The organism is Marinobacter lipolyticus (assembly GCF_018424605.1).
GTDB classification, from domain to species: Bacteria; Pseudomonadota; Gammaproteobacteria; order Pseudomonadales; family Oleiphilaceae; genus Marinobacter; species Marinobacter lipolyticus_B.
Genome location: NZ_QTKT01000003.1, coordinates 247986 through 270960, shown reverse-complemented (window position 1 = coordinate 270960; position 22975 = coordinate 247986). Strand labels below are relative to the sequence as shown.

Sequence of the window (22975 nt, the reverse complement as noted above, 5' to 3'; positions counted from 1 at the left end):
CCCACCGGTTTTGACTGCGACGTCGATTTCCTGCACATTAGCGCGCTTTCCTGAACCGGCTACACTTCTGCAATAGCGGTAGCGAGAGCCATCGAATTGAATCCGGAGTCTGCCATGAATGCCGTTGTCGCCGCGGTCGCCATCATGCTCGTGCTGAGTTTGTGCCGCATCCACGTTGTTGTTGCCCTGATCATTGGCGCCGTCTCCGGCGGCCTGATCGCCGGCCTGTCCCTGGAAGCCACCATTGAAGCCTTCAACAACGGCCTCGGCGGCGGCGCCACCGTCGCGCTGTCCTATGCAACGCTGGGCGCGTTCGCCGTGGCCATCGGCAAGTCCGGTCTGGCCCATGCGCTGGCGGACAAGGCCCTGGCACTGGTGGGCAAACAGGACGAGGGCAAGGCCGTCGGCGGCATCCGCTTTCTCATCGTCGGCCTGCTGCTGGCCATTGCCATTTCCTCCCAGAACATCCTGCCGATCCACATCGCCTTTATCCCTCTGGTGGTTCCGCCGCTGCTGTACGTGATGGCCAAACTGAACATGGATCGCCGCCTGGTGGCCTGCGTGCTGACCTTCGGCCTGATTACCCCTTACATGTTCCTGCCGGTGGGCTTCGGCGGCATCTACCTGAACGAAATTCTGTTGGCCAATGTGGGTGACAACGGCGTCGACGCCAGCGATCTGAACGTCATGTCGGCCATGGCGCTGCCGGCCCTGGGCATGCTCTGCGGCCTTCTTGTGGCGGTATTCTTCAGTTACCGCGGTGACCGCAAGTACAACATGGAAACCATCGAGAAGACCGAACGGGTGGATATCCAGTACAACGGCCGCACGCTGTCGATGGCGCTGGTCGCCATCGTGACCGCCTTCGTGGTCCAGCTCTGGCTGGGCTCGATGATTCTTGGCGCGCTGGCCGGCTTCGTGCTGTTCAATGTGTCCGGCGTCGTCAAATGGAAGGAAGCCGACGATCTGTTCACCGAGGGCATGAAAATGCTGGCGATGATCGGCTTCATCATGATCGCGGCCTCCGGTTTCGCGGAAGTGATGCGGGAAACCGGCGAGATCAAGGCCCTGGTGGAGAGCTCGGTGGCCACCATCGGCGACAACAAGGCGATGGCAGCGTTCCTGATGCTGGTGGTGGGCCTGCTGATCACCATGGGCATCGGCTCGTCGTTCTCCACCATTCCCATCATCGCCGCCCTGTACGTGCCACTAGCCCTGCAGATGGGCTTCAGCCCGCTGGCCATCGTAGCTTTGGTCGGCACCGCCGGCGCCCTGGGCGATGCCGGCTCCCCGGCGTCTGATTCCACCCTCGGGCCTACGGCTGGCTTGAACGTGGACGGCCAGCACAACCACATCTGGGACACGGTGGTGCCTACGTTCCTGCACTACAACCTGCCGTTGCTCGGGTTTGGGTGGTTGGCGGCTATGGTGCTTTAGGTTTGGTGGTTGTCCGCTCTTTGTAGTCTGTGAGTTGGCGGGGTGTGAGGGTTGGGGGACGAGGGGGCAAAACGGAGAAACGTGGTTTCTTTTAATGTTTTGCCCCCTCGTCCCCCAACCCTCACGTTCGACACTGATGGGATATCAAAGAAAAACAGGAAGAACCACAAAGAAGACAAAGAAGGGTTTTCTCGGCAAACACACCAAAGCGATATCAGGCTGTTCAGATAAGAGAGGGTCTGGGGGAACGTTCCAAAACATTAAAAGAAACCACGTTTCTCCGTTTTGGAACGTTCCCCCAGACCCTCTCACTCCCAAGGCCAGCAGGCTACAAGGCCAACCTCCAGACGTCAGTCCTCAGACCCGGCCTTAAAAAACACCACCTGCTTAACCGTATGATCGTCTTCGTTCTTGCGCTTGTTCACCCGCGTCTCAAGCTCGGGCGCAGCGGGCTCCTCGGCATCCGACACCGCATCGGTGAAGCCGCAGGCCACGCACTCGCGCACCTGATCGTCATCATCGGTGGTGTACATCATGATCTTGTCCATCTCCGCGCAGCGGGGACAGACAGCGCCGGCGATAAAGCGTTTGGGACTGGCCATGTCAGGCAGCCTCCCCGGCAATGCCGTTCTGTTTCAGCAACGCATCCACCTGCGGTTCGCGGCCGCGGAAGGCCTTGAACAGTTCCATGGGCTCCTGGGAGCCGCCTTTTTCCAGGATGTTGTGCAAAAACGCCTGACCGGTTTCCGGGTCGAAAATGCCCCGTTCCTCGAACAGTGAGAAGGCGTCTGCCGCCAGCACTTCCGCCCACTTGTAGCTGTAATAGCCCGCCGCGTAGCCGCCGGCGAAGATGTGGGAGAAGCTGTTCGGGAAGCGGTTGAACGCCGGCGCCTGCACCACCGCGATTTCTTCCCGCACCTTGCGGTGCATGTCGAGCGGGTTGGTGGGGGCCTCGCTGGTGAATTCCGCGTGCAGGCGGAAGTCGAACAGCGAGAACTCCAGCTGGCGCACCATGGCCATGCCGGACTGGAAGTTCTTGGCCGCCAGCAGTTTCTGCAGCAGATCTTCCGGCAGCGGTTCCCCGGTTTCGTGGTGCGAGGCGATCAGCGCCAGGGATTCCGGGTTCCAGCACCAGTTCTCCAGGAACTGGCTGGGCAGCTCCACCGCGTCCCAGGCCACGCCGTTGATCCCGGACACGTCAATCACGTCCACCTGGGTCAGCATGTGGTGCAGGCCGTGGCCGAACTCGTGGAACAGCGTGGTCACTTCGTCATGAGTCAGCAGCGACGGCTTGCCATTCACCGGCGGGGTGAAGTTACAGGTCAGGAACGCCACCGGCAGCTGCAGCTGGCCGCGCAGGTTCTGCCAGCGCACCCGGCAATCCGCCATCCAGGCACCGCCACGCTTGCCCTGGCGGGCGAACAGGTCGAGGTAGAACCAGGCCAGCGGCTCGCCATTACGGCTGATGCAATAGGCGGTGGCGTCCTCGTGCCAGGTTTCCACCTCTGGTTTCGCTTCGATCTGTACGTCGAACAGCTTTTCAGCCACCGCGAACAGGCCGGGCACCACCTTGTCCACCGGGAACCAGGGGCGCAGGGTTTCCGGGGAGATGTCGTAGCGCTGCTGGCGCAGTTTTTCGCTGTAATAGCCCACATCCCACGCCTGCAGGTCGTCCACGCCGTGCTCGTCTCGGGCGAACGCCTGTAGCTCGGCGAATTCTTTCTCCGCCTGGGGCTTCGCTTTGGTCGCCAACTGGTTGAGGAAATCCAGCACTTCGTCTGTGCTGCGTGCCATCTTGGTGGCCAGCGAGCGCTCGGCGTAGTTATCAAAACCCAGCAGCTGGGCGAGGGCATGTCGACGCTTGAGGATTTCCGCCATCACCGGCGTGTTATCCCAGGTGCCGGCGTCCGGGCCCATGTCGGAGGCACGGGTGACGAAGGCTTCATAGACCTCGCGACGCAGGTCGCGATTGTCGCCGTAGGTCATCACCGGGAAAAAGCTCGGGAAATCCAGGGTGATGACGTAGCCATCCAGGTCTTTCTGCTTGGCCGCCTGTTTCGCGCCGTCGATGGCGCTCTCCGGCAGACCGGCCAGCTGATCAACGTCGGTGATGTGCTTGTACCAGTGCTGGGTGGCGTCCAGCACGTTGTCGCTGAAGCGATTGGAGAGTTCCGCCAGCTCCCGCGACAGCTCCGCATACTGCTTTTTCTGCTCCGCTGGCAAATCAACACCGCCCAGGTGAAAGTCCCGCAGGGTGTTTTCCACCGACTTGCGCTGGGCTTCGCTCAGCTGACTGAAATCCTCACGCGCCGCCAGCTTCTTGTAGGCGTTACACAGGGCTTCGTTCTGGCTCAGCTCGGTGCTGTACTCGGTCAGTTTTTCCAGGCAGTTCTTGTAAACCTTACGCAGCTCGTCGTTGTTCATCACGCCGTTCAGGTGCGAAATCACCGACCAGGCGTTGCTGAGCTTGTCTTCCAGGTCCTGCATCGGCTGCGCCAGCGTGGTCCAGTCCGGGTCGTCATTCTGGGCGAGACTGGCGATTTTCATGCGGTTTTCACTGAGAATCTGGTCAATCGCCGTTTCCATGTGCTCGGTGCGGACATGGTCGAACTTCGGCAGCAGGTCGTCGGTCAGTAATGGGTTATTCATAGGTCCCCTTCTCAGCTGTCAGAATCTAAGGTAGTTTCAGGTGACTCCATTGACGGGGGAGCATCCGGGGGAAGCCTTTCCGAAACTGTGCGGAGCCATGGATGGCGGAGCCCAAGCGTCACATGGATGTGCCGCAAGGAGCGTGTTTCGGAAAGGCTTCCCCCGGGTGCTCCATGCTCCACAGCAAAAGAACACCTTGAAGGTATATGTAATGACGAATGTACGATCTCACAAGGGTATCACGCCACATTTCGGCGAGCGCGCGTGGATTGATCCCAGTGCCGTGGTCATTGGCGACGTCCAGACCGGTGACGACGTTTCGATCTGGCCGATGACGGTGGTACGGGGGGATATGCACGAAATCCGCATCGGCGACCGCTGCAGTATTCAGGACGGCTCGGTGCTGCACATTACCCACGCCAGCGATTTCAATCCCGGCGGCTATCCCCTCACCCTGGGCGATGACGTCACCGTGGGCCACAAGGCGCTGCTCCACGGCTGCACCATTGGCAGCCGGGTGCTGGTGGGCATGGGGTGCATCATCATGGACGGCGCCGTGGTGGAGGATGAAGTTATCGTGGCGGCGGGCTGCCTGGTGCCACCGGGGAAAACGCTGGAATCGGGCTACCTTTATGTCGGGTCACCCTGCAAGCAGGCGCGACCGCTGACCGACAAGGAGCGGACCTTCTTCCGCTACACGGCGGCCAATTACGTCAAACTCAAAGACGAGTACCTGAACGATCGCTGAAACGGTGGTCTGATCTTCCGCCCTCCGCCGTATGTTTCCCTGCGATGACAATTCGCAGGATGGTGCTGTTGTCGTCGCTTTCCGGTTCGCTGTCGCGGACCGATTCGGAAGGAGGCAATGGTGAAGGATCTACACTCTCCCTCAATGTCACGGGCGCGGTTGTATCTGCGCGCCGCTGGATCGTCCCTGTCGCACGCACAGTGCCAGGGTCTCGTCGGTGCCATTGAGCAGGCGGTTGCCTCCGGTGCGGCGGCGACCGACGAGCACTCCCGTGCGCTGAAGCGGCGCCTACCGCTACATGATCGTGAAGCCGCCGACAGCCTGATCGCCGGCGACTGCATAACCCGGCTGGTGCGCATGATGGAACACCGGCCACGCATCGGAATTCTCCAGACGGCGCCGCGCCTGGCACACGAGTTACCAAACACACTGGAGCCCGTTGAGGTTCCGCTGCCGCGCACTCGCCACGTCCAGGGCGGTACCCCGGTCGCAGAAGGATTCTGCGCAGGATGAAATCATCGTTGCTGGCGGCGCTGCTGCTGAACCTGATGCTGGTGGCGCTTGCGCTGCCCGGTTTCCCGCATCTGCCCTGGCTGGCGCTGGAAACCCTGTTTCTCTGGGGCCTGTTTGCGTTCCTCAGCCCCGGCGCCCTGCAACGGGGCCTCGCCATAGGCGGCGGCATTCTCTACGCCGTACTCGCCACGCTCGCCCTCGTCGATGTGCTGGTACGACAGAGCCTGGGCCGGCCGCTGAACCTCTACCTGGAGCTGGGCATCGCCGATGCCGCCTTCCATTTGCTGAAAACCAACCTCGGCGAGCTGCTGGCAGTGGCGGTACTGCTGGTGCTGTTGGTTGGGCTGGTCGTGCTCGGCACACTGTTCGCCCTGTTGCTGCAACGGCTCGGGCGACACACGCCACCTCACGGGCACCGGCTGCTGATGCCCGCGGCGGCCCTGCTGACGCTGACGGCGGTGGCCGTGCCCTCACCCATGGGCGCAACCGGCGCCGCGTTGTTGGGGCGGCAGGTCACGCTGGCGGCGGACACCCACGACGCCACACGTGCCTTCCGCCAGAGCGTCGACGCCGGTTTCGGCAGTGAAACCCGAGCGCTGCCCGGGCTTGCGGGCACCGACGTGATTCTGGGCTTTGTGGAATCCTACGGTATCTCGGCGATCAGCGACCCGCGCTACAGCCGGTTAATCCGCCCGCGCCTGCAGGAGATGGAATCCGTGCTGCGGGACTGCGGGCTGCACCTGGTCAGCGGTCGGCTGACGTCACCGGTCCAGGGCGGTCAGTCGTGGCTGGCCCACACCACCCTGCTCAGTGGGCGCTGGGTCGACAGCCAGCTGGATTACGATATTCTGCTCAGCAGCCGCCACACCACATTGATTGACGACATGAAACTGACCGGGCATGAAACCCTGGCGGTGATGCCGGCCATCACCGAAAACTGGCCGGAAGGGCGCCGCTTCGGCTACGACCGCATCTACGACGCTGCCACCATGGGTTATCAGGGACCGCCGTTCAACTGGGTTACCATGCCCGATCAGTACACCTGGTCCTGGTTCGAACGGGCACTGCGCGCACCGGCGCGGCGACCGTTATTCGCGGAAATGGCGCTGATCAGCAGCCACGCCCCCTGGGTGCCCATCCTGCCGGTGCTGCCAGACTGGAACGAGATTGGCGACGGTCGGGTATTTGAAACCTGGCGCGACGAGGGAGAGGCCCCAGCGAGCCTGTGGCGGGATCCGGACCGGGTGCGGGCACATTACGGCCGGGCACTGGACTACGCGCTGGAGGTGATCACCGGTTACGCCCGCCGCTTCGTCGCCGACGACACGCTGCTGATCATAGTCGGCGATCACCAGCCAGCGCCGCTGATCACCGGCGACGATGCCAGCCGCGATACGGTCATTCACATCATCAGCGCGAATCCCGACCTGGTAACCCCTTTCCTCGAAGCCCGCCTGCCGGGATTCCAGGCCGGCGCACTGCCCCGCCTGGATGTCGCGGGCATGCCAATGGACCGGTTCCGACGGGTATTTCAGCAGATTTTCTCCGGTTCCTGACCCAGATCAAACTTGCTCCGATGACGACTTGAAAACCGTTCGGACGAACCTACATTCGAACTTAGCAGAAGTTCACGGAGTACCATCCGGTTGGCGCCACCGGCATGGAGCTGTTCCGCGAGCGAAGCTGATGTCACATCGATCTCAGATTCGTAACAGGAGGAGTTTCATCATGAGCAATCTAACCCGCTGGAATCCGGTCAGTGAATTCGATGACCTGATGAACCGCTACAACCGGCTATTCGGGCTGACCCGCAGCAATGGCGAACGGGAAGGCAAAGACCTGTTCAGCCGCAGCGACTGGGCCCCCGCCGTCGACATCAAGGAAACCCCGGAGGCATTCACCATCGAAGCCGAACTACCGGGCATGTCCAAGGAAGACGTGAAGGTGACCGTCCACGACGGCGTGCTCAGCATTCAGGGCGAGCGCAAGCACGAGGAAGAAACCAACGACAAGAAGCACCACCGCATTGAGCGGGTGTACGGCAGCTTCCTGCGTCGCTTCACGCTGCCTGAGAACGTGGATGACAGCAGCATCAAGGCCAACTTCAAGGACGGTGTGCTGTCATTGACGCTGCAGAAATCCGAACCGGCGGAACCCAAAGCCATCGAGGTGGATGTCCAGTAACCAGTCGGTCGCAGGCAGCAGGGCCGGGGGCCTCAGCTCCCGGCTTCTGCCCCGGTCTTGGCTCCGGCCGCTTTCAGCGCCTCGGCATACGCGGTGCTGCGGCGGTGCTTGAGGATGTGATCCAGAATGGTCTCGCCGGATTCGTCAGCGGCATTGAGGTTTCTCCCCGCCGCGACAAAAAAGCCGATGAAACGCTCAAAGTCTTCCGCGCGCATGGCCTGGTAGGCTTTCTGCAGCACCACGAAGTCAGCGTGGGCACCGGCGTCCGCCGGTTCAATGGCAAGAAAGCTTTTAACCCGCTCGTCACTCCACTCCTCGCCAATCACTTTCGGTTTGTCTGGTCCGCTCATGGTCTCTCCCGGTTGTTGTCCGGCTGATGATTCAATGTGGGGGCACAGTATAAGGATCTGAAAGCAAAGAAGTTAGTTGAATTGACTATGAGGAGCTATCACACGGGCATAAGCCCCTCAGGGCAGGATGTCCACCGCAGGTTCCCCCGCCGGCAGGGCGTCCACGCATTCCGGGTTACGAATGGCAATTTCCACGCGGCGGTTGCGGGCGCGATTTTCCGCGCTGTCATTGGGTACCAGCGGATTGGTTTCGGCCCGCCCCGCCGCGACCACCCGTTCCGCAGGCAGTTGGCGGTTCAAGACCAGCTCGTGCACCACCGACACCGCCCGCGCGGCCGACAGATCCCAGTTTGAGCGGTAGCGGCTGCTGGAGATGGGCCGGTCATCGGTGTAGCCCGACACCAGCACGTCCCCGCTGCAATTTGCCAGCACCCCCACCACCCGCTCGATGATGGGGATCATGTCCGGTTTGATGGCCGCCTCGCCGGAGCGGAACGTGGCCTCTTCGGAAAACCGGATCACCACCTTGCTGTCGTCGTAATTGACACTGAGGGCTTGAGCGGCCACCTCGTTTTCCAGCTCACTGACCAGACGGGTCGCCAGTTCCACGATGCCCTCGGCAATGCCCGTGGTCGCCACATCGGCGCGACGCTCGTCAATGAATTCCGGCTCATCGGGCATGTTGTCGCTGGGTTCGGGCAGGGAGACGGTGTCGGTTTCGATAAGTGTCAGCGGCGAGCCGCCGACGTCGTCGCCCACCACGTTATTGCTGCCGAAGGCCACCGCCATGGAATTGGCCATGGCCCGGTATTTTTCCACGTCCATTTCGGCGAACGACAGCAACAGGATAAAGAAAGTCAGCAGCAGGGTGGCCAGGTCCGCGAAGGTGACAATCCAGGCCGGTGTCTGACTTTTCAGCCGCGTTTTATGCTTCTGCCTCACCAGCAGCACAGCGTCAGGCCTCCCGCTCCGGTGCCAGCCCCAAACGCTGGTCCGGGGTCACGAACGAGGACAGCAGTTCGGTCATTACCCGGGGATTCTCGCCGCGCATGATGTTCCGCATGGAGGTGATGATGAGCAGGTGATTGCGGCCTTCGTCTTCTGCCTTGAGCTGCAGCTTGTCCGCCAGCGGCAGGGCAATCAGTTGGGCCAGGAAGGCACCGTAGAGCGTGGTCAGCAGGGCGATGGCCATGGCCGGACCGATGGACGAGGGATCGTCCAGGGTATTGAGCATCTGCACCAGCCCCACCAGGGTGCCCAGCATACCGATGGCCGGCGCCGACTCCCCGATGCCGCGGAACACCCGCTCGGCCACTTCGTAGCGTTCCTCGATCTGGCGGGACTCCTGCACCAGGGCCTCTTCCACCAGTTCCGGCGGGTGGCCGTCGACACACAGGTTGATGGCTTTCTGCAGGAATCCGTTGTCAGTCTGGTGGCTCTCCAGCCCCAGAATGCCTTCCTTGCGCACCACCATGGCAAGCGCGCCGACTTCGCGGATCAGCGCCGTCGGGCTCGGCACCCGGTCGGTAAAGGCGGCGGCAAAGGCCAGCCGGAACGCGCCGGTCACCGACGACAGGCGGAACTTGATCAGGGTGACGGCAAAGGTGCCGCCCAGCACGATGGCAAGGCCCGGCAGATTCAGAAATGTCAGCAGGGAGGCGTTGGCCAGCATGGCAAGGACTACGATCAGCACGCCCGCCACCAGACCCACAAGGGTAAGAATATCCATCTGGAACCTTTTCTGTGAATTGACCCGAAGCATAGCCCATCCCGGACCCTCGGGGTCAGTCGTTACGCAGTTCCTCCATCACCGCCGCTGTTTGCGGACGAATACCACGCCATATGCGGAACGATTCCGCCGCCTGTTCCACCAGCATGCCCAGGCCGTCAAACACCCGGGTTGCCCCGTGGTCCAGCGCCCACTGGTTAAACGGGGTGGTGATCAGAGAATACATCATGTCGTAGACCACGGTGTCGGCCTCGATCACATTCGGTGACAGCGGCGGCAAATCTCCCTGCAGGCTGGCACTGGTGCCGTTGATAATCAGGTCGAACGGCTCATCCGGCGTCTCGAAACCGCAAGCGGACAGCTCTACGTTACCGGCCTCGGGGCTGAACAACGCCACCAGCGCCTCCGCTTTGGACACGGTGCGGTTGGCGAGCGTGATGGCCGCCGGCCCTGCGGCAATCAATGGTGCCAATACGCCGCGCACGGCACCACCGGCACCCAGCATGAGAATGCGGCGGCCACGGAGATCCACGCCATGGTTGGTGGTCAGATCTGTGACCAGGCCTTTGCCATCGGTGTTGTCGGCGGTCAGCAGGCCCTCACCATCGACGTACAGGGTGTTGGCGGCTCCGGCTTTCTCGGCCTCCGGGGTGCGCCTTTCGGCCAGGGACCACGCCTGTTCCTTGAAGGGCACGGTCACGTTCAGGCCCTGACCACCGCGGTCGAAGAAATTGCTGACGGTGCCGGCGAAATCATCCAGCGGCGCCTGAATGGCCGTGTATTCGACCGACTCGCCGGTTTGCTGCGCAAACAAGCTGTGAATGCGCGGAGATTTGCTGTGGCTGATCGGATTGCCCACCACGGCATAAAGATCATTATTCATGATTGAGCTCCAGCCAGTCACGGTCGGTGAGGAAGTAGTCCGTCAGCCGCGCCTCCGCGGAGCCAGGGTCCGCGGTGCGGTTGTAATCCCAGCGCACCAGCGGTGGCAGCGACATCAGAATCGACTCGGTGCGGCCACCGGACTGCAGACCGAACAGCGTGCCACGATCGTACACCAGGTTGAACTCCACGTAGCGGCCACGGCGATAGAGCTGGAATTCCCGCTGCTGCTCGGTGTAGGGCAGCGCCTTGCGACGCTGCACAATCGGTTCGTAGGCGTCGATGTAACTGCTGCCCACCGCCTGCATCAGCCCGAAGTCACGGGCAAAGTCTTCGGTGTTATGGTCGTCAAAAAACAGCCCGCCAATGCCCCGGGGCTCATCCCGGTGCTTCAGGTAAAAGTACTCGTCGCACCAGTGTTTGAAGCGGGGATAGATGTCGTCGCCGAAAGGCGCGCAGGCCTGCTGTGCGGTTCGATGCCAATGCACGCAGTCCTCTTCGAAACCGTAATAGGGGGTGAGGTCATAGCCACCGCCAAACCAGTACACCGGTTCCGCGTTCTGCGGGGTGGCAATGAAAAACCGCACATTGGCGTGAGAGGTAGGCACCATCGGGTTGTGGGGATGGATCACCAGGGACACCCCCATGGCCTGCCACGGCGCACCGGCCAGATGGGGGCGATGGGCGGTCGCGGAAGGGGGCATGGTCTCGCCCATGACATGGGAGAAATTTACACCGCCTTTCTCGAACACCGCGCCGTCGGTGATCACCCGGCTGATACCGCCACCGCCTTCGGGGCGATCCCAGGCGTCGGTGATAAAGCCGGCCTTGCCGTCAACAGACGTCAGGCGTTCGGCGATGGTGTCCTGCAATGTCAGCAGGTATTGTTTGACGGCGTTGCTGTCGGGTTGCTGCGACATCTGATGCTCCTACCGCAATTGACGGCCGTTGACGATATCCAGAATCCGGCTGGGCTGGCGGTTGCCGCCCAGGTCGCCCGGCACGATCCAGTCCAGGGACTCCCCGAAATAGCGGCGCACCTGCCAGATCGAGCGGGCCGGTTGCCGGCCGGCGGGATTGCAGGAGGTCGAGACCAGTGGCATGCCGGCGGTTTCACACAGGGCACGAACCACCGGATGGCTGCTGACCCGCACGGCAATGGAACTGTGGCGACCGCGCACCCATTCGGGAATCTGCTGTTTCACATCGGGCAACAGGCAGGTGACCGGTCCGGGCCAGTGCCGTTGCGCTTCCTGCTGCAGGTCTGCGGGCAGCGGGTCCAGCAGGAAACGAACCTGGTCGACCGAAGACGCCACCAGAATCACGCCCTTGTCCATCGGGCGCTGTTTCAGGTCGAGAAGCCGGTCGACCGCCTCCGCATCCCAGGGATCGCACCCCAGGCCCCACACCGCCTCGGTGGGATAGGCGATAACGCCACCTCCCAGCAGGGTGCGGCGGGCACAGTGCAGTTGCCAGTCTGTCAGCGGTTTGGGCGAATGCGGCATGGCTCAGGCTATCCTCTGGAAACCTCCCGGCACCGAGCTGACCAGCCCCTGCAGCTCAAGCAACAGCAGCGACTGCATCAACTGATCGGCGGGTAATCCGGTTTCTGAACACAGTTGATCGGTTGATTGCGGATCATACCCTAAAGCCTCCAGTACCGCGATTTCCCGCGGTTCCAGCTCGCCCGCCGGGGTGGCTCGGGAGGTTACCGGCGGGGCGGATCCGGACGGCGTCCACCAGGTGCCCAGCTCCTCCAGCACGTCGTCCACCGTTTCCACCAGACGGGCACCCTGCTTGATCAGGTGATGGCAACCCCGCGCCACCGGACTGTGCACGGACCCGGGGATGGCAAACACTTCCCGGCCCTGTTCCAGCGCCAGCCTGGCGGTAATCAGCGAGCCGCTCCTGAGGCCCGCCTCCACCACCAGTATCCCCCGGCTCATACCGCTGATCAGCCGGTTGCGCTGGGGAAAGTGGGCGGCGCGGGCGCGCACACCGGGTGGGTACTCGCTCATCAGCAGGCCGTGGTTGACGATCCGGTCCGCCAGTTTGCGATGCTGGCTGGGGTACAGCCGGTCAAACCCGCTCCCGATCACGGCCAGGGTGGGGTAGCCGGCGTCCAGTGCGCCGGCATGGGCGGCGCCGTCGATGCCCAGTGCCAGCCCACTGGTGATCACAAACCCTTCCCCTCCGAGCGCAGCGGCAAACCCACGGGCATGGTCCAGCCCGGCGCGGGTGGCGTTGCGGCTGCCGACAATGCCGATCTGCTCAAGCTGCAGCAGGGCACGGTTGCCGAGGCAGTAGAGCACCACCGGTGCATCGTGAATGTGACGCAACGGCTCGGGGTAGTCGGCGTCGCCCGGCGTTAACAGCCAGATACCCTGTGCCCGGCAGGCCTGCTGGATGGCCCTGGCTTTTGCCACCACCGAGTGCCGGCAGTCCCGACGCTGCCATGCCTGTACCGACTCGAGGGTGTCGCTGTGCAGCCCGATGGCCTTGAGGGTGGCGATACTGGCGCTCAGCAGGGCGGTCAGATCGTCGGCCAGCGCCGCCAACACCGCCTGCCGCCGACGGGCACCGAATTTCGGCAGGCAGGAGAGCATCAGCCAGGCGCCCTCGGCGCTGTCGAAAAAGCCGGAAGCCGACGGCTCTGGATTCAAGGTGGGCTCTGGGTGCACTGACGCAGGCGTGGGGGTATCAAGAACGGGGGTTACATCTGACATGACCATCCTTCCGTGGCGGGTGAATTCGGCAGCTTCAGGCTGCGCACCGGTTTTGCCATCCTGGCACCGGGTTGCCGATTATCTCATAAAAAAACGGGAGCCGCTGTCCGGCTCCCGCTCTGCGATCTGCTGGTGACCGAGGCCGCGCCTCAGGGGTTGGTCACCTTGTCACCCACCGACAGTGGGCGCGTGGCCTGCAGAATCAGACCATAGCTCATTTTTTCGTAGGTCTGGAACACCATCAGCAGGCCGGCGCGCTCGGACGGCAGCTGGATGTTTTCATTGGTCACCGGATCACGCACCACGTTGCCGCTCTTCAGCACCGCCATCACGTTACCCGCCTTCAGACCTTCGCGCTCGCCGCGATTTAGGGCCACTACGTCGAACTGGCCGATCTGGCTGACGCCGCCCTCTACGGAGATCATCTCACCCTCAATGTCGCCATCCGGGGCGCTGGGCACGAAGTTCGTGGTCAGACGACGATCCTCACTGGTCAGCAGGCGGTCGCCGATCCGGACTTCTTCACTGGAATTGGTGAGATTGAGGGTCAGCACATCGCCGTTCTCTGCGGTCACTTCGCCCTTGGCAATGCTGCGGGCTTCCAGACCGAGGAATTCACCGGTTTCGGGATCCAGGAACTGCTTGCTGCGGCGGAAAATACCCACCTTGTCGGCTGGCTTTTCTCCGCGGGCGTACACACGGTCGCCGGCACCGGTGATGATGCGGCCGTCTTCGCCCTCAAGCACGTAGGGCGCCGCGTTGATTTCCTCGACGGACACGATGCGGGTATCCGTCAGGAAGCTGCTGATGGCATCCAGAGGAATGGCAGGAATCGGGGTGTCGATGGCTTCCGAGCGGACCTTGGGCGAAAGCTTCACCACGTCGTTGCTGGCCACTTTGGTGACCCGGGGTTTGCCGTCGATGTACACCAGCGCCAGCCGGTCGCCCGGGTAGATCAGATGAGGATTCTGCACCTGGGGGTTCACGTGCCAGATTTCCGGCCAGTACCAGGGGTTGTTCAGAAAACGGGCGGAGATGTCCCAGAGGGTGTCACCCTTCACGACCGTGTAACGCTCGGGATGATCGGACCGGAGCTCCGGTTGAGCGTGAGCCCAGGAGGTTACCAGCAGCAAGCTTGCCGCCAGAGCGTACAGCAGTTTCCTCATTGTCTAAGTCCTTGATCGCGTGCCTTGAATCAAAAGATTCTGTTCTTGATATGCAGCCTGTCGGGTGCAGCTTATTATGTTGCTGTTTCCGATACTATAGAAGAAGTCACGCAAATTGTGATGTTATCTTTTGTTCTTCCAGTAATTTCTACTGCGCCGTCAAGAGATTTTAGCTATTGACTGATCAGTTTGTACTCAATCGCCAAGATGGGGGATAATACAAGCTGTCCGGTCATAATAGACTCGGTTCCATAATTTGCGCAGTACGCTGTCGCAATTCGGAGAGCGCAGTCACACCGTTACAAAAGATAACGGTGACACTCAGGTTCACAGGCCAAAAGTACAAGCGACATGATTCTAGAGATTCTCGAATACCCCGATCCCCGCCTTCGCACCATTGCCAAGCCGGTGGATGAGGTGACAGACGCCGACCGCAAGCTCATCGACGACATGTTCGAGACCATGTACGATGCGCCCGGCATTGGTCTGGCGGCCACCCAGGTGAACGTTCACAAGCAGATCATTGTGATGGACCTGTCCGAGGACAAAAGCGAACCGCGGGTGTTCATCAACCCCAGCGTGGAAGTGCTGGACGGTGAACTCGAGGACATGCAGGAAGGCTGCCTGTCGGTGCCGGGTTTCTACGAAGACGTGTCGCGGATCGAACACTGCATGATCCGCGCCCTGGACCGCGACGGCAAGCCGTTCGAACTGGAGGCCCGCGGGCTACTGGCGGTGTGCATCCAGCACGAAATGGATCACCTCAACGGTAAGCTGTTTGTGGACTACCTCAGCTCCCTGAAACGCAACCGGATCCGCAAGAAGCTGGAAAAACAGCATAAAAAGAGCGCCTGATCGCGGGTGCCCGGTCTGGCCGGGCGCCGGGCCTGCGGAGACCGAGCACAGCCAGACATGACAGACCGGGTGGAAGCCCGGTTTTTTCGTATTCAACGGAACAGAGACGACATCACCGTGCGCATCGTGTTTGCCGGCACCCCGGATTTTGCAGCCACCGCCCTCAAAGCCCTTCTGGCCAGCGGCCATGACGTGGTGGGCGTTTATTCCCAGCCCGATCGCCCCGCCGGCCGCGGCCGCAAACTGGCGCCTACACCGGTCAAGCAGGTGGCGCTGGACGCAGCTATCCCGGTGTTTCAGCCCCTCAGCCTGAAAACCCCGGAAGCGCAACAGCAACTGCGGGACCTGAAACCCGACGTGATGATTGTCGCCGCCTACGGTCTGATCCTGCCCCCCTCGGTGCTGGAGATTCCCAGCCATGGCTGCCTCAACATCCATGCGTCGTTGCTGCCCCGCTGGCGGGGTGCCGCGCCCATTCACCGGGCCATTGCCGCCGGCGACCGGGAAACCGGCATCACCATCATGCAGATGGATGAAGGGCTCGACACCGGCGACATGCTGCTGAAAATGGTGACCGCCGTGGAAGACCAGGACACCGGCGGCAGCCTGCATGACCGCCTGGCGGATCTCGGTGGCCAGGCAATCGTCAAGGCCCTGCAGTTACTGGAAAAAGGCGAACTGCGCGGTGAAGCGCAGAACGGTGAGCAGGCCTGTTACGCCCACAAACTGTCCAAGGATGAAGGCCACATCGACTGGCAGCAGGACGCCATCGCCATCGAACGCCTGGTGCGCGCTTTCAACCCCTGGCCCGGCACCTACACCGACGTTGACGGCCAGCGCATACGCATCCACCAGGCCAGCGCCCTTGCGCAGGCGTCAGGACCGGTACCCGGTACCGTGCTGCGGCGGGAAAGAGACGGCATTGACGTGACCTGTGGCGCCGGCGTACTGCGCATTACCAGCCTGCAGCTGCCCGGAACCCGCGCCCAGACGCCGAACGATCTGATCAACGGCGGCAAGGAATTGTTGTTACCGGGTCAGGAGCTGAGCTGAATGAACCATCGCCGCCAGCCCATGCGCGCCCTCGCTGCCCAGGTACTGCAAGGGGTGGAGAACGGCCAGTCGCTGACCCAGTGCCTGCCGGCGGCGCTGAATCAGTTGCCACCGGCCGAGCGCCCGGAGCTGCAAGCGCTCTGTTACGGCACCTGCCGCTGGTTCCACCGGCTTGACGATGAACTCGGCCAGCGCCTGAACAAGCCCCTGCGCACTCCGGACCGGGTCATTCACCATCTGATGCTGGTGGCGCTGTTTCAGCTCCGTTACAGCCAGCAAGCCACCTACGCGGTGCTGAACGAAACCGTGGAGGCCTGTCGCGCGCTGGGCAAACCCAACCTCACCGGTCTGGTCAATGGCGTATTGCGCAGCGCCGAACGGGGAGGGGCTCCCGAGCCGGCAACCGATGCGGCCCGTTTCAGCCACCCGCAGTGGATGGTGGAAAAGCTGCGGCACAACTGGCCCGACGACTGGCAGGCCATTCTGGAGGCCAATAACGCGCAGGCGCCGATGACGCTGCGGGTCAACGCCCTGCGCTTTTCCCGCGAGGACTACCTTGGCCACCTCGCCGACGCCGGCATCGCCGCGCACGCCACCACCTTCGCGCCCCAGGGCATTCAGCTGGCCACGCCGGTGCCGGTGGACCGGCTGCCGTGGTTTGCCGACGGTGCCGCCAGCGTGCAGGACGAAGCCGCCCAGCTGTGCACCACCTTGCTGGACCTGGCGCCGGGCCAGCGGGTGTTGGACGCCTGCGCGGCCCCCGGCGGGAAAACCTGCGCCATTCTGGAGGCCTGTGGCGAACTGGACGAAGTGGTGGCCATCGACGCCTCCGCCGAACGCCTGCCGCGGGTGCAGGAGAATCTGGACCGGCTCGATCTGCAGGCCACCCTGCAACAGGCAGACGCGGCCGCCACCGATCAGTGGTGGGATGGCCGGCCATTCGACCGCATCCTGCTGGATGTGCCTTGCAGTGCCAGTGGCGTGATCCGCCGCCATCCGGACATCAAACTGTTACGGCGTGAATCCGACATCGTACCGCTGGCGTCCATCCAGCTTGGCCTGCTGGAGGCCATGTGGTCTATCCTCAAACCCGGCGGGCGGCTGGTGTATGCCACCTGTTCGGTGTTCCCCCAGGAAAATCACCGTATAATCCAGCGGTTCCTCAAGCAGCAGCCAGTGGCCACGCTGGGGACGCCGGAAGCCGCCTGGGGCAGGGCCATGACCGCCGGGCGACAACTGTTGCCGGATTCCCACAGCCACGACGGCTTTTTCTATGCCGTATTGGAGAAACCTGAGCTATGAAAATCCTGATACTGGGCGCCGGCCAGGTGGGTGGCACACTGGCGGAAAACCTGGCCAACGAGGCCAACGATATCACCGTGGTCGACAGCGACAGCACCCGCCTGCGGGAACTGCAGGATCGCCTCGATATCCGCACAGTACAGGGCAAGGCCTCGTTTCCCACGGTACTGAGGCAGGCGGGTGCGGAAGACGGCGACATGATCATCGCCGTCACCAACAGCGACGAGACCAATATGGTGGCCTGCCAGGTGGCCAAACTGCTGTACAAGACCCCGACCACCATCTGCCGGGTCAGGGCCAACGCCTACCTGGCGAAAGCCGAGCTGTTCTACCAGCGCGATCAGCAGAAAGATCTGGACAGCCTGCGGGGGTTTCCCATCGACGTACTGATCAGCCCGGAACATCTGGTGACCAAGCACATCACCCGGCTGATTGAATACCCGGGCGCCCTGCAGGTGCTGGAATTCTCCAAGGGGCTGACGCGGCTGGTGGCGATCCGCGCCACGGAAGGCGGCCCGCTGGTGGGCCATGAGCTGTCCTACCTGCGCACCCACATGCCCAAGATCGATACCCGGGTTGCCGCCATTTTCCGCAAGGGCCGCGCCATCATGCCTCAGGGCGATACCGTGATCGAAGACGGCGACGAGGTCTTCTTTATTGCCGCGTCCGACCATATCCGCTCGGTGATGAGCGAACTGCAGCCACTGGAAAAACCCTACAAGCGCATCTTCATCTGTGGCGGCGGCAACATCGGTCAAAGGCTGGCACACACCCTGGAAAACCGGTACCAGGTCAAGCTGCTGGAGCGCGACCGCGAGCGCTGCGTGATGTTGTCGGAAAACCTGCGCAAGACCGTGGTACTGGAAGGCAACGCCGCCAACAAGGACATCTTGCTGGAAGAAAACATCGAGAACACCGATGTGTTCTGCGCCGTAACCAACGACGACGAAGCCAACATCATGGCCTCGCTGCTGGCCAAGCGCCTGGGCGCCCGCAAGGTGCTGACGCTGATCAACAACCCGGACTACGTGGACCTGATTCAGGGCGGCGACATTGACGTGGCGATTTCGCCGCAGCAGACCACCATCGGCAGTCTGTTGACCCACGTGCGTCGCGGTGACGTGGTCAACGTACACTCCCTGCGCCGGGGCGCCGCCGAAGCCATCGAAGCCATCGCCCACGGGGACCATCGCTCCTCCAAGGTAGTGGGCAAACGACTCGATGAAATCTCACTGCCGGAGGGCACCACCATCGGCGCCATCGTGCGCCGCAACGAAGTGCTGATCGCCCACGACCATCTGCGGGTGCAGCCGGATGACCACGTGATCCTGTTCCTGGTGGACAAAACCCGGATCCGGGACGTGGAAAAACTGTTCCAGGTGGGGCTCACGTTCTTCTAGCAAAAACAAGGCAGTGAACGCCACTTAGAAATACAGGTTTAGCCAGCGTATAATGCGCCTTTTTTCAGCGTGCCCCGGCCCGGCCATGGCCAGGCAACAGGGCGCCACACACAGACCGATCAGCAGGCAATCGTCGTGACAGACAAGGTAACTATCAACAATACCCCGGACGTCAAAACTTTCCAGGGTCTGATTCTGGCCCTGCAGAATTTCTGGGCGCAGCACGGCTGCGTCGTGCTCCAGCCCCTGGACATGGAAGTGGGTGCCGGCACCTTTCACCCGGCGACGTTCCTGCGGTCCATCGGCCCGGAAACCTGGAACGCGGCCTACGTGCAGCCCAGCCGTCGCCCCACCGACGGCCGCTACGGCGAAAACCCCAACCGTCTGCAGCATTACTACCAGTTTCAGGTGGTGCTGAAGCCGTCACCGGACAACATCCAGGAACTGTATCTGGATTCCCTCAAGGCCCTGGGCCTGGATCCGCTGGTGCACGACATCCGCTTCGTCGAGGATAACTGGGAATCACCCACCCTGGGTGCCTGGGGTCTGGGCTGGGAAATCTGGCTCAACGGCATGGAAGTCACCCAGTTCACCTACTTCCAGCAGGTGGGCGGTCTGGAATGCTTCCCGGTCACCGGGGAACTGACCTACGGCCTGGAGCGCATCGCCATGTACCTGCAGGGCGTCGACAGTGTCTACGACCTGGTGTGGACCAACGGCCCGGATGGCGTGGTCACTTACGGCGACGTGTTCCACCAGCAGGAAGTGGAGATGTCCACCTACAACTTTGAGCACGCTGACACCGAATTCCTGTTCCACAGCTTCGACGTGCATGAGCGTGAAAGTGCCCGGCTGATCGAAGCCGGCCTCGCGCTGCCGGCGTACGAGCAGGTGCTGAAAGCCTCCCACACCTTCAACCTGCTGGATGCCCGCCACGCCATTTCGGTGACCGAGCGTCAGCGTTTCATCCTGCGCGTGCGTACTCTTGCCCGTGCCGTGGCCCAGGCCTATTTCGACAGCCGCCGCAAGCTCGGCTTCCCGCTGGCGCCGGAAGCGCTGCGCAAGGAAGTGCTGGCGACGGCCGACGCCGCCGACGAGAAGGCCAACGGCAAGAAGGGTAAGAAAGCGAAGAAAGCCAAGCAGGAACAGGGGAACGCATAATCATGGCAACACAGGATTTTCTGGTCGAACTGGGCACCGAAGAGCTGCCCCCCAAGGCCCTCAAACCGCTTTCTGACGCTTTCAACGCCGGCATCCAAAAAGGTCTGCAGGACGCCGGTATTGCCTTTGGCAAGCTGGAAAGCTTTGCCGCGCCCCGTCGTCTGGCGGTGCGGGTACGTGATCTGGCCGATGCACAACCCGACAAGGCCGTGGAAAAGCGCGGCCCGGCGGTGAAAGCCGCATTTGACGACGCCGGCAACCCGACCCGCGCGCTGACCGGCTTCGCCACTTCCCTCGGCGTCACCCCGGATCAGCTCGACACCCTGGAGACCGACAAGGGTGCCTGGGTGGTCTTCCGCACCGTGGAAAAAGGCCGCCCCACCGCCGAGCTGATGCCCGAGCTGGTCGAACAGGCGCTGGCTGCCCTGCCCATTCCCAAGCGCATGCGCTGGGGCGCCTACCGTACCGAGTTTGTCCGCCCGGTTCACTGGGCCATCATGCTGTTCGGCAACAAGGTGATCGACACCCCGATCATGGGCCTGACGCCGGGCAACAAGACCCGGGGCCACCGCTTCCATTGCCCGAAATCGCTGATCGTGCCAACCCCCGGCGACTACGAGGTGGTACTGAAGCAGGAAGGCTATGTGCTGGCGGATTTCGCCGAACGTCGCGAACAGATCCGCGCCGGAGTCATTGCGCTGGCGGAAAAGGAAGCCGGCGGCAAGGCCGTCATTGACGACGAGCTGCTGGACGAAGTCACCGCACTGAACGAATGGCCGGTGCCGTTGATGGGCCGCTTCGAAGAACGCTTCCTCGAGGTGCCGGCGGAAGCGCTGATTTCCTCCATGAAGGAACATCAGAAATATTTCCACGTGGTGGCTGCGGATGGCGACATGCTGCCGCTGTTCATCACCGTGGCTAACCTGCAGAGCAAGGACCCGGCTCAGGTCATTTCCGGCAACGAGAAGGTGATCCGCCCGCGCCTGTCAGACGCCGCCTTCTTCTACGAAACCGACCGCAAAACCCGGCTGGAAGAGCGAATTGATCAGCTCAAGCCGATCGTGTTCCAGGAAAAACTGGGCAGCCTGTACGACAAGTCCGTGCGGGTAGCGGCACTGGCGAAAAAGATCGCCGAAGCCATTGGCGGCGATCCCGCTCAGGCCGAACGGGCGGCCATGCTGGCCAAGACCGACCTGGTTACCGAGATGGTGCTGGAGTTCACCGACCTGCAGGGCATCATGGGTCAGTATTACGCCGCCAACGATGGCGAAGCCGCCGACGTGGCCAGCGCCCTGAACGAGCAGTACATGCCCCGCTTCGCCGGCGACGACCTGCCCACCACCTTGACCGGCTGCGCGGTGGCCATTGCCGATCGGCTGGATTCCCTGGTGGGCCTGTTCGGCATCAACCAGCCGCCGTCCGGTACCCGTGATCCGTTCGCGCTGCGCCGCGCCTCTCTCGGTGTGCTGCGCATCATCATCGAACGGCAGCTGCCGCTGGATCTGCAGACCTGCTGCCAGTGGGCGGAAGACAACTTCACCGTGCTGACCGAGAAAGACACCGCCGCTACCGTGGTCGACTACATGCTCGAGCGTTTCCGCGCCCATTACGAGGAGCAGGGGATCGGTGCCGAGGTGTACCTGGCAGTCCACGCTCGCCGGCCCACCCAGCCACTGGACTTCGACCGTCGCGTCAAGGCGGTGGAGGCCTTCCGCCAGCTGCCTGAAGCCCAGGCCCTGGCCAGTGCCAACAAGCGGGTGTCGAATATTCTCACCAAACAGGGTGGCGACACCGTGGCGGAGTCTGTGGACCGCAACCTGCTGCAGGACCAGGCCGAACAGGCCCTGGCGGAGCAGATCAGCCAGCAGGCAGACAAGGTGCTGCCGCTGTTTGAGCAGGGTGACTACGCAACCGCGCTGAGCTCGCTGGCCAGCCTGCGTGAGCCGGTGGACAATTTCTTTGACGAAGTCATGGTGATGGCGGAGGATGAGGCTATCCGGAACAACCGTCTGGCGATGCTCAACCAGCTCCGTAACCTGTTCCTGCGGGTGGCCGATATCTCTCTGCTGCCGACAGCGAGCTGAGACAGAGGCAAACGAAAAGGCACGATGTTGATCATTCTCGACCGGGATGGGGTCATCAACGAATACGATGGCAACTACATCTGCTCAGCGGATGAATGGATTCCCATTCCCGGCAGCATTGAAGCGATTGCCCGGCTCTGTAACGCCGGGCACCGCATCGCCATTGCCACCAACCAGTCGGGCATTGCCCGTGGCTTCTACGACACCGACGGCCTCGACGCCATGCACGACAAGCTCGAGCATCTGGTGGAAGCCGAGGGCGGCTGCGTCGATTTCATCGCCTATTGTCCCCATCACCCCGATGACCAATGCCGCTGCCGCAAGCCCCTGACTGGCCTGCTGGAGCAGATCCGCGATCATTTTCACCTCGAGAACCTGCAGGGTGCGATCATGATCGGCGACAGTCGCAAAGACCTGGAAGCCGGTCATCGGGTGGGCTGCCGGCCGGTCCTGGTCCGCACGGGTAATGGCCTGGACACCGAGCGCCACCTGGATGCCCGCCCGATCCCCGGGGCCGAGGTGGTCATCTACGACAATCTCGGCAGATTTACGGATGCGCTTTTATCCGCGGAGGGCTGGTAAAAACAAAGCGAATCCGTATAATACCGGCCGTTGATCGGCGTGTGGCGCAGCTTGGTAGCGCACTTCGTTCGGGACGAAGGGGTCGCAGGTTCGAATCCTGCCACGCCGACCACTTTCCCGCTTTATCCCGCTTCCGTTTTGATCCCTTCCGGCA

The 22975-nt window shown here is 62.4% G+C and carries 22 protein-coding genes and 1 tRNA gene; 13 read left to right on the top strand and 10 right to left on the bottom strand.

The genetic code is table 11. The features are described from left to right. Positions 1-114: 114 nt before the first annotated feature. Complete coding sequence (locus tag DYI22_RS05920; RefSeq protein ID WP_213477121.1) at positions 115-1437, top strand: Na+/H+ antiporter family protein; 1323 nt, start codon at positions 115-117, stop codon at positions 1435-1437. Positions 1438-1787: 350 nt separating this feature from the next. Here DYI22_RS05920 and DYI22_RS05915 read toward each other — a convergent pair whose 3' ends face one another. Further along, the gene (locus DYI22_RS05915) at positions 1788-2039 is read right to left on the bottom strand and encodes a YheV family putative zinc ribbon protein (protein ID WP_213477120.1); all 252 of its coding nucleotides are present in this window, start codon (positions 2037-2039) and stop codon (positions 1788-1790) included. Between the two features lies 1 nt (position 2040). Continuing rightward, on the bottom strand, positions 2041-4086 hold the full coding sequence (gene prlC, locus DYI22_RS05910; RefSeq protein ID WP_213477119.1) for an oligopeptidase A: 2046 nt from the start codon (positions 4084-4086) through the stop codon (positions 2041-2043). A 211-nt stretch (positions 4087-4297) separates the two neighbouring features. Here prlC and DYI22_RS05905 point away from each other — a divergent pair, with 211 nt between their 5' ends. The 4 genes from DYI22_RS05905 to DYI22_RS05890 all read left to right on the top strand — a co-directional run bounded on the left by DYI22_RS05905 (position 4298) and on the right by DYI22_RS05890 (position 7531). Further along, positions 4298-4834 (top strand): gamma carbonic anhydrase family protein, encoded by a 537-nt coding sequence (locus DYI22_RS05905; protein WP_213477118.1) that lies wholly within the window; start codon positions 4298-4300, stop codon positions 4832-4834. A 117-nt stretch (positions 4835-4951) separates the two neighbouring features. Further along, complete coding sequence (locus DYI22_RS05900) at positions 4952-5347, top strand: hypothetical protein (protein ID WP_213477117.1); 396 nt, start codon at positions 4952-4954, stop codon at positions 5345-5347. Continuing rightward, a complete protein-coding gene (locus tag DYI22_RS05895; RefSeq protein WP_213477116.1) occupies positions 5344-6903 on the top strand; it encodes a hypothetical protein in 1560 nt (519 codons plus the stop codon). Before DYI22_RS05900 ends, DYI22_RS05895 begins: the two co-directional genes overlap by 4 nt. A 172-nt stretch (positions 6904-7075) precedes the next feature. Beyond that, positions 7076-7531 (top strand): Hsp20/alpha crystallin family protein, encoded by a 456-nt coding sequence (locus DYI22_RS05890; RefSeq protein WP_213477115.1) that lies wholly within the window; start codon positions 7076-7078, stop codon positions 7529-7531. Between the two features lie 32 nt (positions 7532-7563). On the opposite strand, the gene DYI22_RS05885 is transcribed toward DYI22_RS05890, so the two are convergent. The 8 genes from DYI22_RS05885 to DYI22_RS05850 all read right to left on the bottom strand — a co-directional run bounded on the left by DYI22_RS05885 (position 7564) and on the right by DYI22_RS05850 (position 14384). Further along, a complete protein-coding gene (locus DYI22_RS05885; RefSeq protein ID WP_213477114.1) occupies positions 7564-7881 on the bottom strand; it encodes a PA4642 family protein in 318 nt (105 codons plus the stop codon). A 117-nt stretch (positions 7882-7998) separates the two neighbouring features. Next, a complete protein-coding gene (locus tag DYI22_RS05880) occupies positions 7999-8832 on the bottom strand; it encodes a flagellar motor protein MotB (protein WP_213477113.1) in 834 nt (277 codons plus the stop codon). A 4-nt stretch (positions 8833-8836) separates the two neighbouring features. Then, positions 8837-9610, bottom strand: a complete 774-nt coding sequence (locus DYI22_RS05875) for a motility protein A (protein WP_213477112.1) — start codon at positions 9608-9610, stop codon at positions 8837-8839. A gap of 55 nt (positions 9611-9665) precedes the next feature. Next, entirely contained in the window at positions 9666-10493 is an 828-nt protein-coding gene (gene aroE, locus DYI22_RS05870; protein ID WP_213477111.1) for a shikimate dehydrogenase, read from the bottom strand. Continuing rightward, positions 10486-11412: an oxygen-dependent coproporphyrinogen oxidase gene (gene hemF / locus DYI22_RS05865; protein WP_213477110.1), complete on the bottom strand. Its 927-nt coding sequence runs from the start codon at positions 11410-11412 to the stop codon at positions 10486-10488. The genes aroE and hemF overlap by 8 nt, the downstream gene beginning before the upstream one ends. A 9-nt stretch (positions 11413-11421) precedes the next feature. Then, a complete protein-coding gene (locus tag DYI22_RS05860) occupies positions 11422-11997 on the bottom strand; it encodes an L-threonylcarbamoyladenylate synthase (RefSeq protein ID WP_213477109.1) in 576 nt (191 codons plus the stop codon). A gap of 3 nt (positions 11998-12000) precedes the next feature. Next, a complete protein-coding gene (gene dprA, locus DYI22_RS05855; protein WP_228300860.1) occupies positions 12001-13098 on the bottom strand; it encodes a DNA-processing protein DprA in 1098 nt (365 codons plus the stop codon). A gap of 269 nt (positions 13099-13367) precedes the next feature. Continuing rightward, positions 13368-14384 carry a LysM peptidoglycan-binding domain-containing protein gene (locus DYI22_RS05850; protein WP_213477105.1) on the bottom strand — a complete coding sequence of 339 codons (1017 nt, stop codon included), beginning with the start codon at positions 14382-14384 and terminating at the stop codon, positions 13368-13370. 351 nt (positions 14385-14735) lie between these two features. Between DYI22_RS05850 and def the strand changes: the two genes are divergently transcribed. The 8 genes from def to DYI22_RS05810 all read left to right on the top strand — a co-directional run bounded on the left by def (position 14736) and on the right by DYI22_RS05810 (position 22933). After that, positions 14736-15239, top strand: coding sequence for a peptide deformylase (gene def / locus DYI22_RS05845; protein ID WP_213477104.1), 504 nt, complete (start codon positions 14736-14738; stop codon positions 15237-15239). 117 nt (positions 15240-15356) lie between these two features. Next, positions 15357-16292 (top strand): methionyl-tRNA formyltransferase, encoded by a 936-nt coding sequence (fmt, locus tag DYI22_RS05840; protein WP_213477306.1) that lies wholly within the window; start codon positions 15357-15359, stop codon positions 16290-16292. Then, entirely contained in the window at positions 16293-17594 is a 1302-nt protein-coding gene (gene rsmB, locus DYI22_RS05835) for a 16S rRNA (cytosine(967)-C(5))-methyltransferase RsmB (protein ID WP_213477103.1), read from the top strand. Then, on the top strand, positions 17591-18994 hold the full coding sequence (trkA, locus tag DYI22_RS05830; protein ID WP_213477099.1) for a Trk system potassium transporter TrkA: 1404 nt from the start codon (positions 17591-17593) through the stop codon (positions 18992-18994). The genes rsmB and trkA overlap by 4 nt, the downstream gene beginning before the upstream one ends. Before the next feature lie 153 nt (positions 18995-19147). After that, positions 19148-20155 carry a glycine--tRNA ligase subunit alpha gene (gene glyQ, locus DYI22_RS05825; RefSeq protein WP_323132886.1) on the top strand — a complete coding sequence of 336 codons (1008 nt, stop codon included), beginning with the start codon at positions 19148-19150 and terminating at the stop codon, positions 20153-20155. 2 nt (positions 20156-20157) lie between these two features. Further along, positions 20158-22239, top strand: coding sequence for a glycine--tRNA ligase subunit beta (gene glyS, locus DYI22_RS05820; RefSeq protein WP_213477096.1), 2082 nt, complete (start codon positions 20158-20160; stop codon positions 22237-22239). 24 nt (positions 22240-22263) lie between these two features. Further along, entirely contained in the window at positions 22264-22821 is a 558-nt protein-coding gene (gene gmhB, locus DYI22_RS05815; RefSeq protein ID WP_213477095.1) for a D-glycero-beta-D-manno-heptose 1,7-bisphosphate 7-phosphatase, read from the top strand. A gap of 35 nt (positions 22822-22856) precedes the next feature. Continuing rightward, a tRNA-Pro gene (locus DYI22_RS05810) sits at positions 22857-22933 on the top strand. The last annotated feature ends 42 nt before the right edge of the window (positions 22934-22975 follow it).

Bases quoted from the DNA above. Each gene is read 5' to 3' on its own strand.
- DYI22_RS05920 (WP_213477121.1), top strand. From the start codon at position 115: ATGAATGCCGTTGTCGCCGCGGTCGCCATCATGCTCGTGCTGAGTTTG.
- DYI22_RS05915 (WP_213477120.1), bottom strand. From the start codon at position 2,039: ATGGCCAGTCCCAAACGCTTTATCGCCGGCGCTGTCTGTCCCCGCTGC.
- prlC (WP_213477119.1), bottom strand. From the start codon at position 4,086: ATGAATAACCCATTACTGACCGACGACCTGCTGCCGAAGTTCGACCAT.
- DYI22_RS05905 (WP_213477118.1), top strand. From the start codon at position 4,298: ATGACGAATGTACGATCTCACAAGGGTATCACGCCACATTTCGGCGAG.
- DYI22_RS05900 (WP_213477117.1), top strand. From the start codon at position 4,952: ATGGTGAAGGATCTACACTCTCCCTCAATGTCACGGGCGCGGTTGTAT.
- DYI22_RS05895 (WP_213477116.1), top strand. From the start codon at position 5,344: ATGAAATCATCGTTGCTGGCGGCGCTGCTGCTGAACCTGATGCTGGTG.
- DYI22_RS05890 (WP_213477115.1), top strand. From the start codon at position 7,076: ATGAGCAATCTAACCCGCTGGAATCCGGTCAGTGAATTCGATGACCTG.
- DYI22_RS05885 (WP_213477114.1), bottom strand. From the start codon at position 7,881: ATGAGCGGACCAGACAAACCGAAAGTGATTGGCGAGGAGTGGAGTGAC.
- DYI22_RS05875 (WP_213477112.1), bottom strand. From the start codon at position 9,610: ATGGATATTCTTACCCTTGTGGGTCTGGTGGCGGGCGTGCTGATCGTA.
- aroE (WP_213477111.1), bottom strand. From the start codon at position 10,493: ATGAATAATGATCTTTATGCCGTGGTGGGCAATCCGATCAGCCACAGC.
- hemF (WP_213477110.1), bottom strand. From the start codon at position 11,412: ATGTCGCAGCAACCCGACAGCAACGCCGTCAAACAATACCTGCTGACA.
- DYI22_RS05860 (WP_213477109.1), bottom strand. From the start codon at position 11,997: ATGCCGCATTCGCCCAAACCGCTGACAGACTGGCAACTGCACTGTGCC.
- dprA (WP_228300860.1), bottom strand. From the start codon at position 13,098: ATGCTCTCCTGCCTGCCGAAATTCGGTGCCCGTCGGCGGCAGGCGGTG.
- DYI22_RS05850 (WP_213477105.1), bottom strand. From the start codon at position 14,384: ATGAGGAAACTGCTGTACGCTCTGGCGGCAAGCTTGCTGCTGGTAACC.
- def (WP_213477104.1), top strand. From the start codon at position 14,736: ATGATTCTAGAGATTCTCGAATACCCCGATCCCCGCCTTCGCACCATT.
- rsmB (WP_213477103.1), top strand. From the start codon at position 16,293: ATGAACCATCGCCGCCAGCCCATGCGCGCCCTCGCTGCCCAGGTACTG.
- trkA (WP_213477099.1), top strand. From the start codon at position 17,591: ATGAAAATCCTGATACTGGGCGCCGGCCAGGTGGGTGGCACACTGGCG.
- glyS (WP_213477096.1), top strand. From the start codon at position 20,158: ATGGCAACACAGGATTTTCTGGTCGAACTGGGCACCGAAGAGCTGCCC.
- gmhB (WP_213477095.1), top strand. From the start codon at position 22,264: ATGTTGATCATTCTCGACCGGGATGGGGTCATCAACGAATACGATGGC.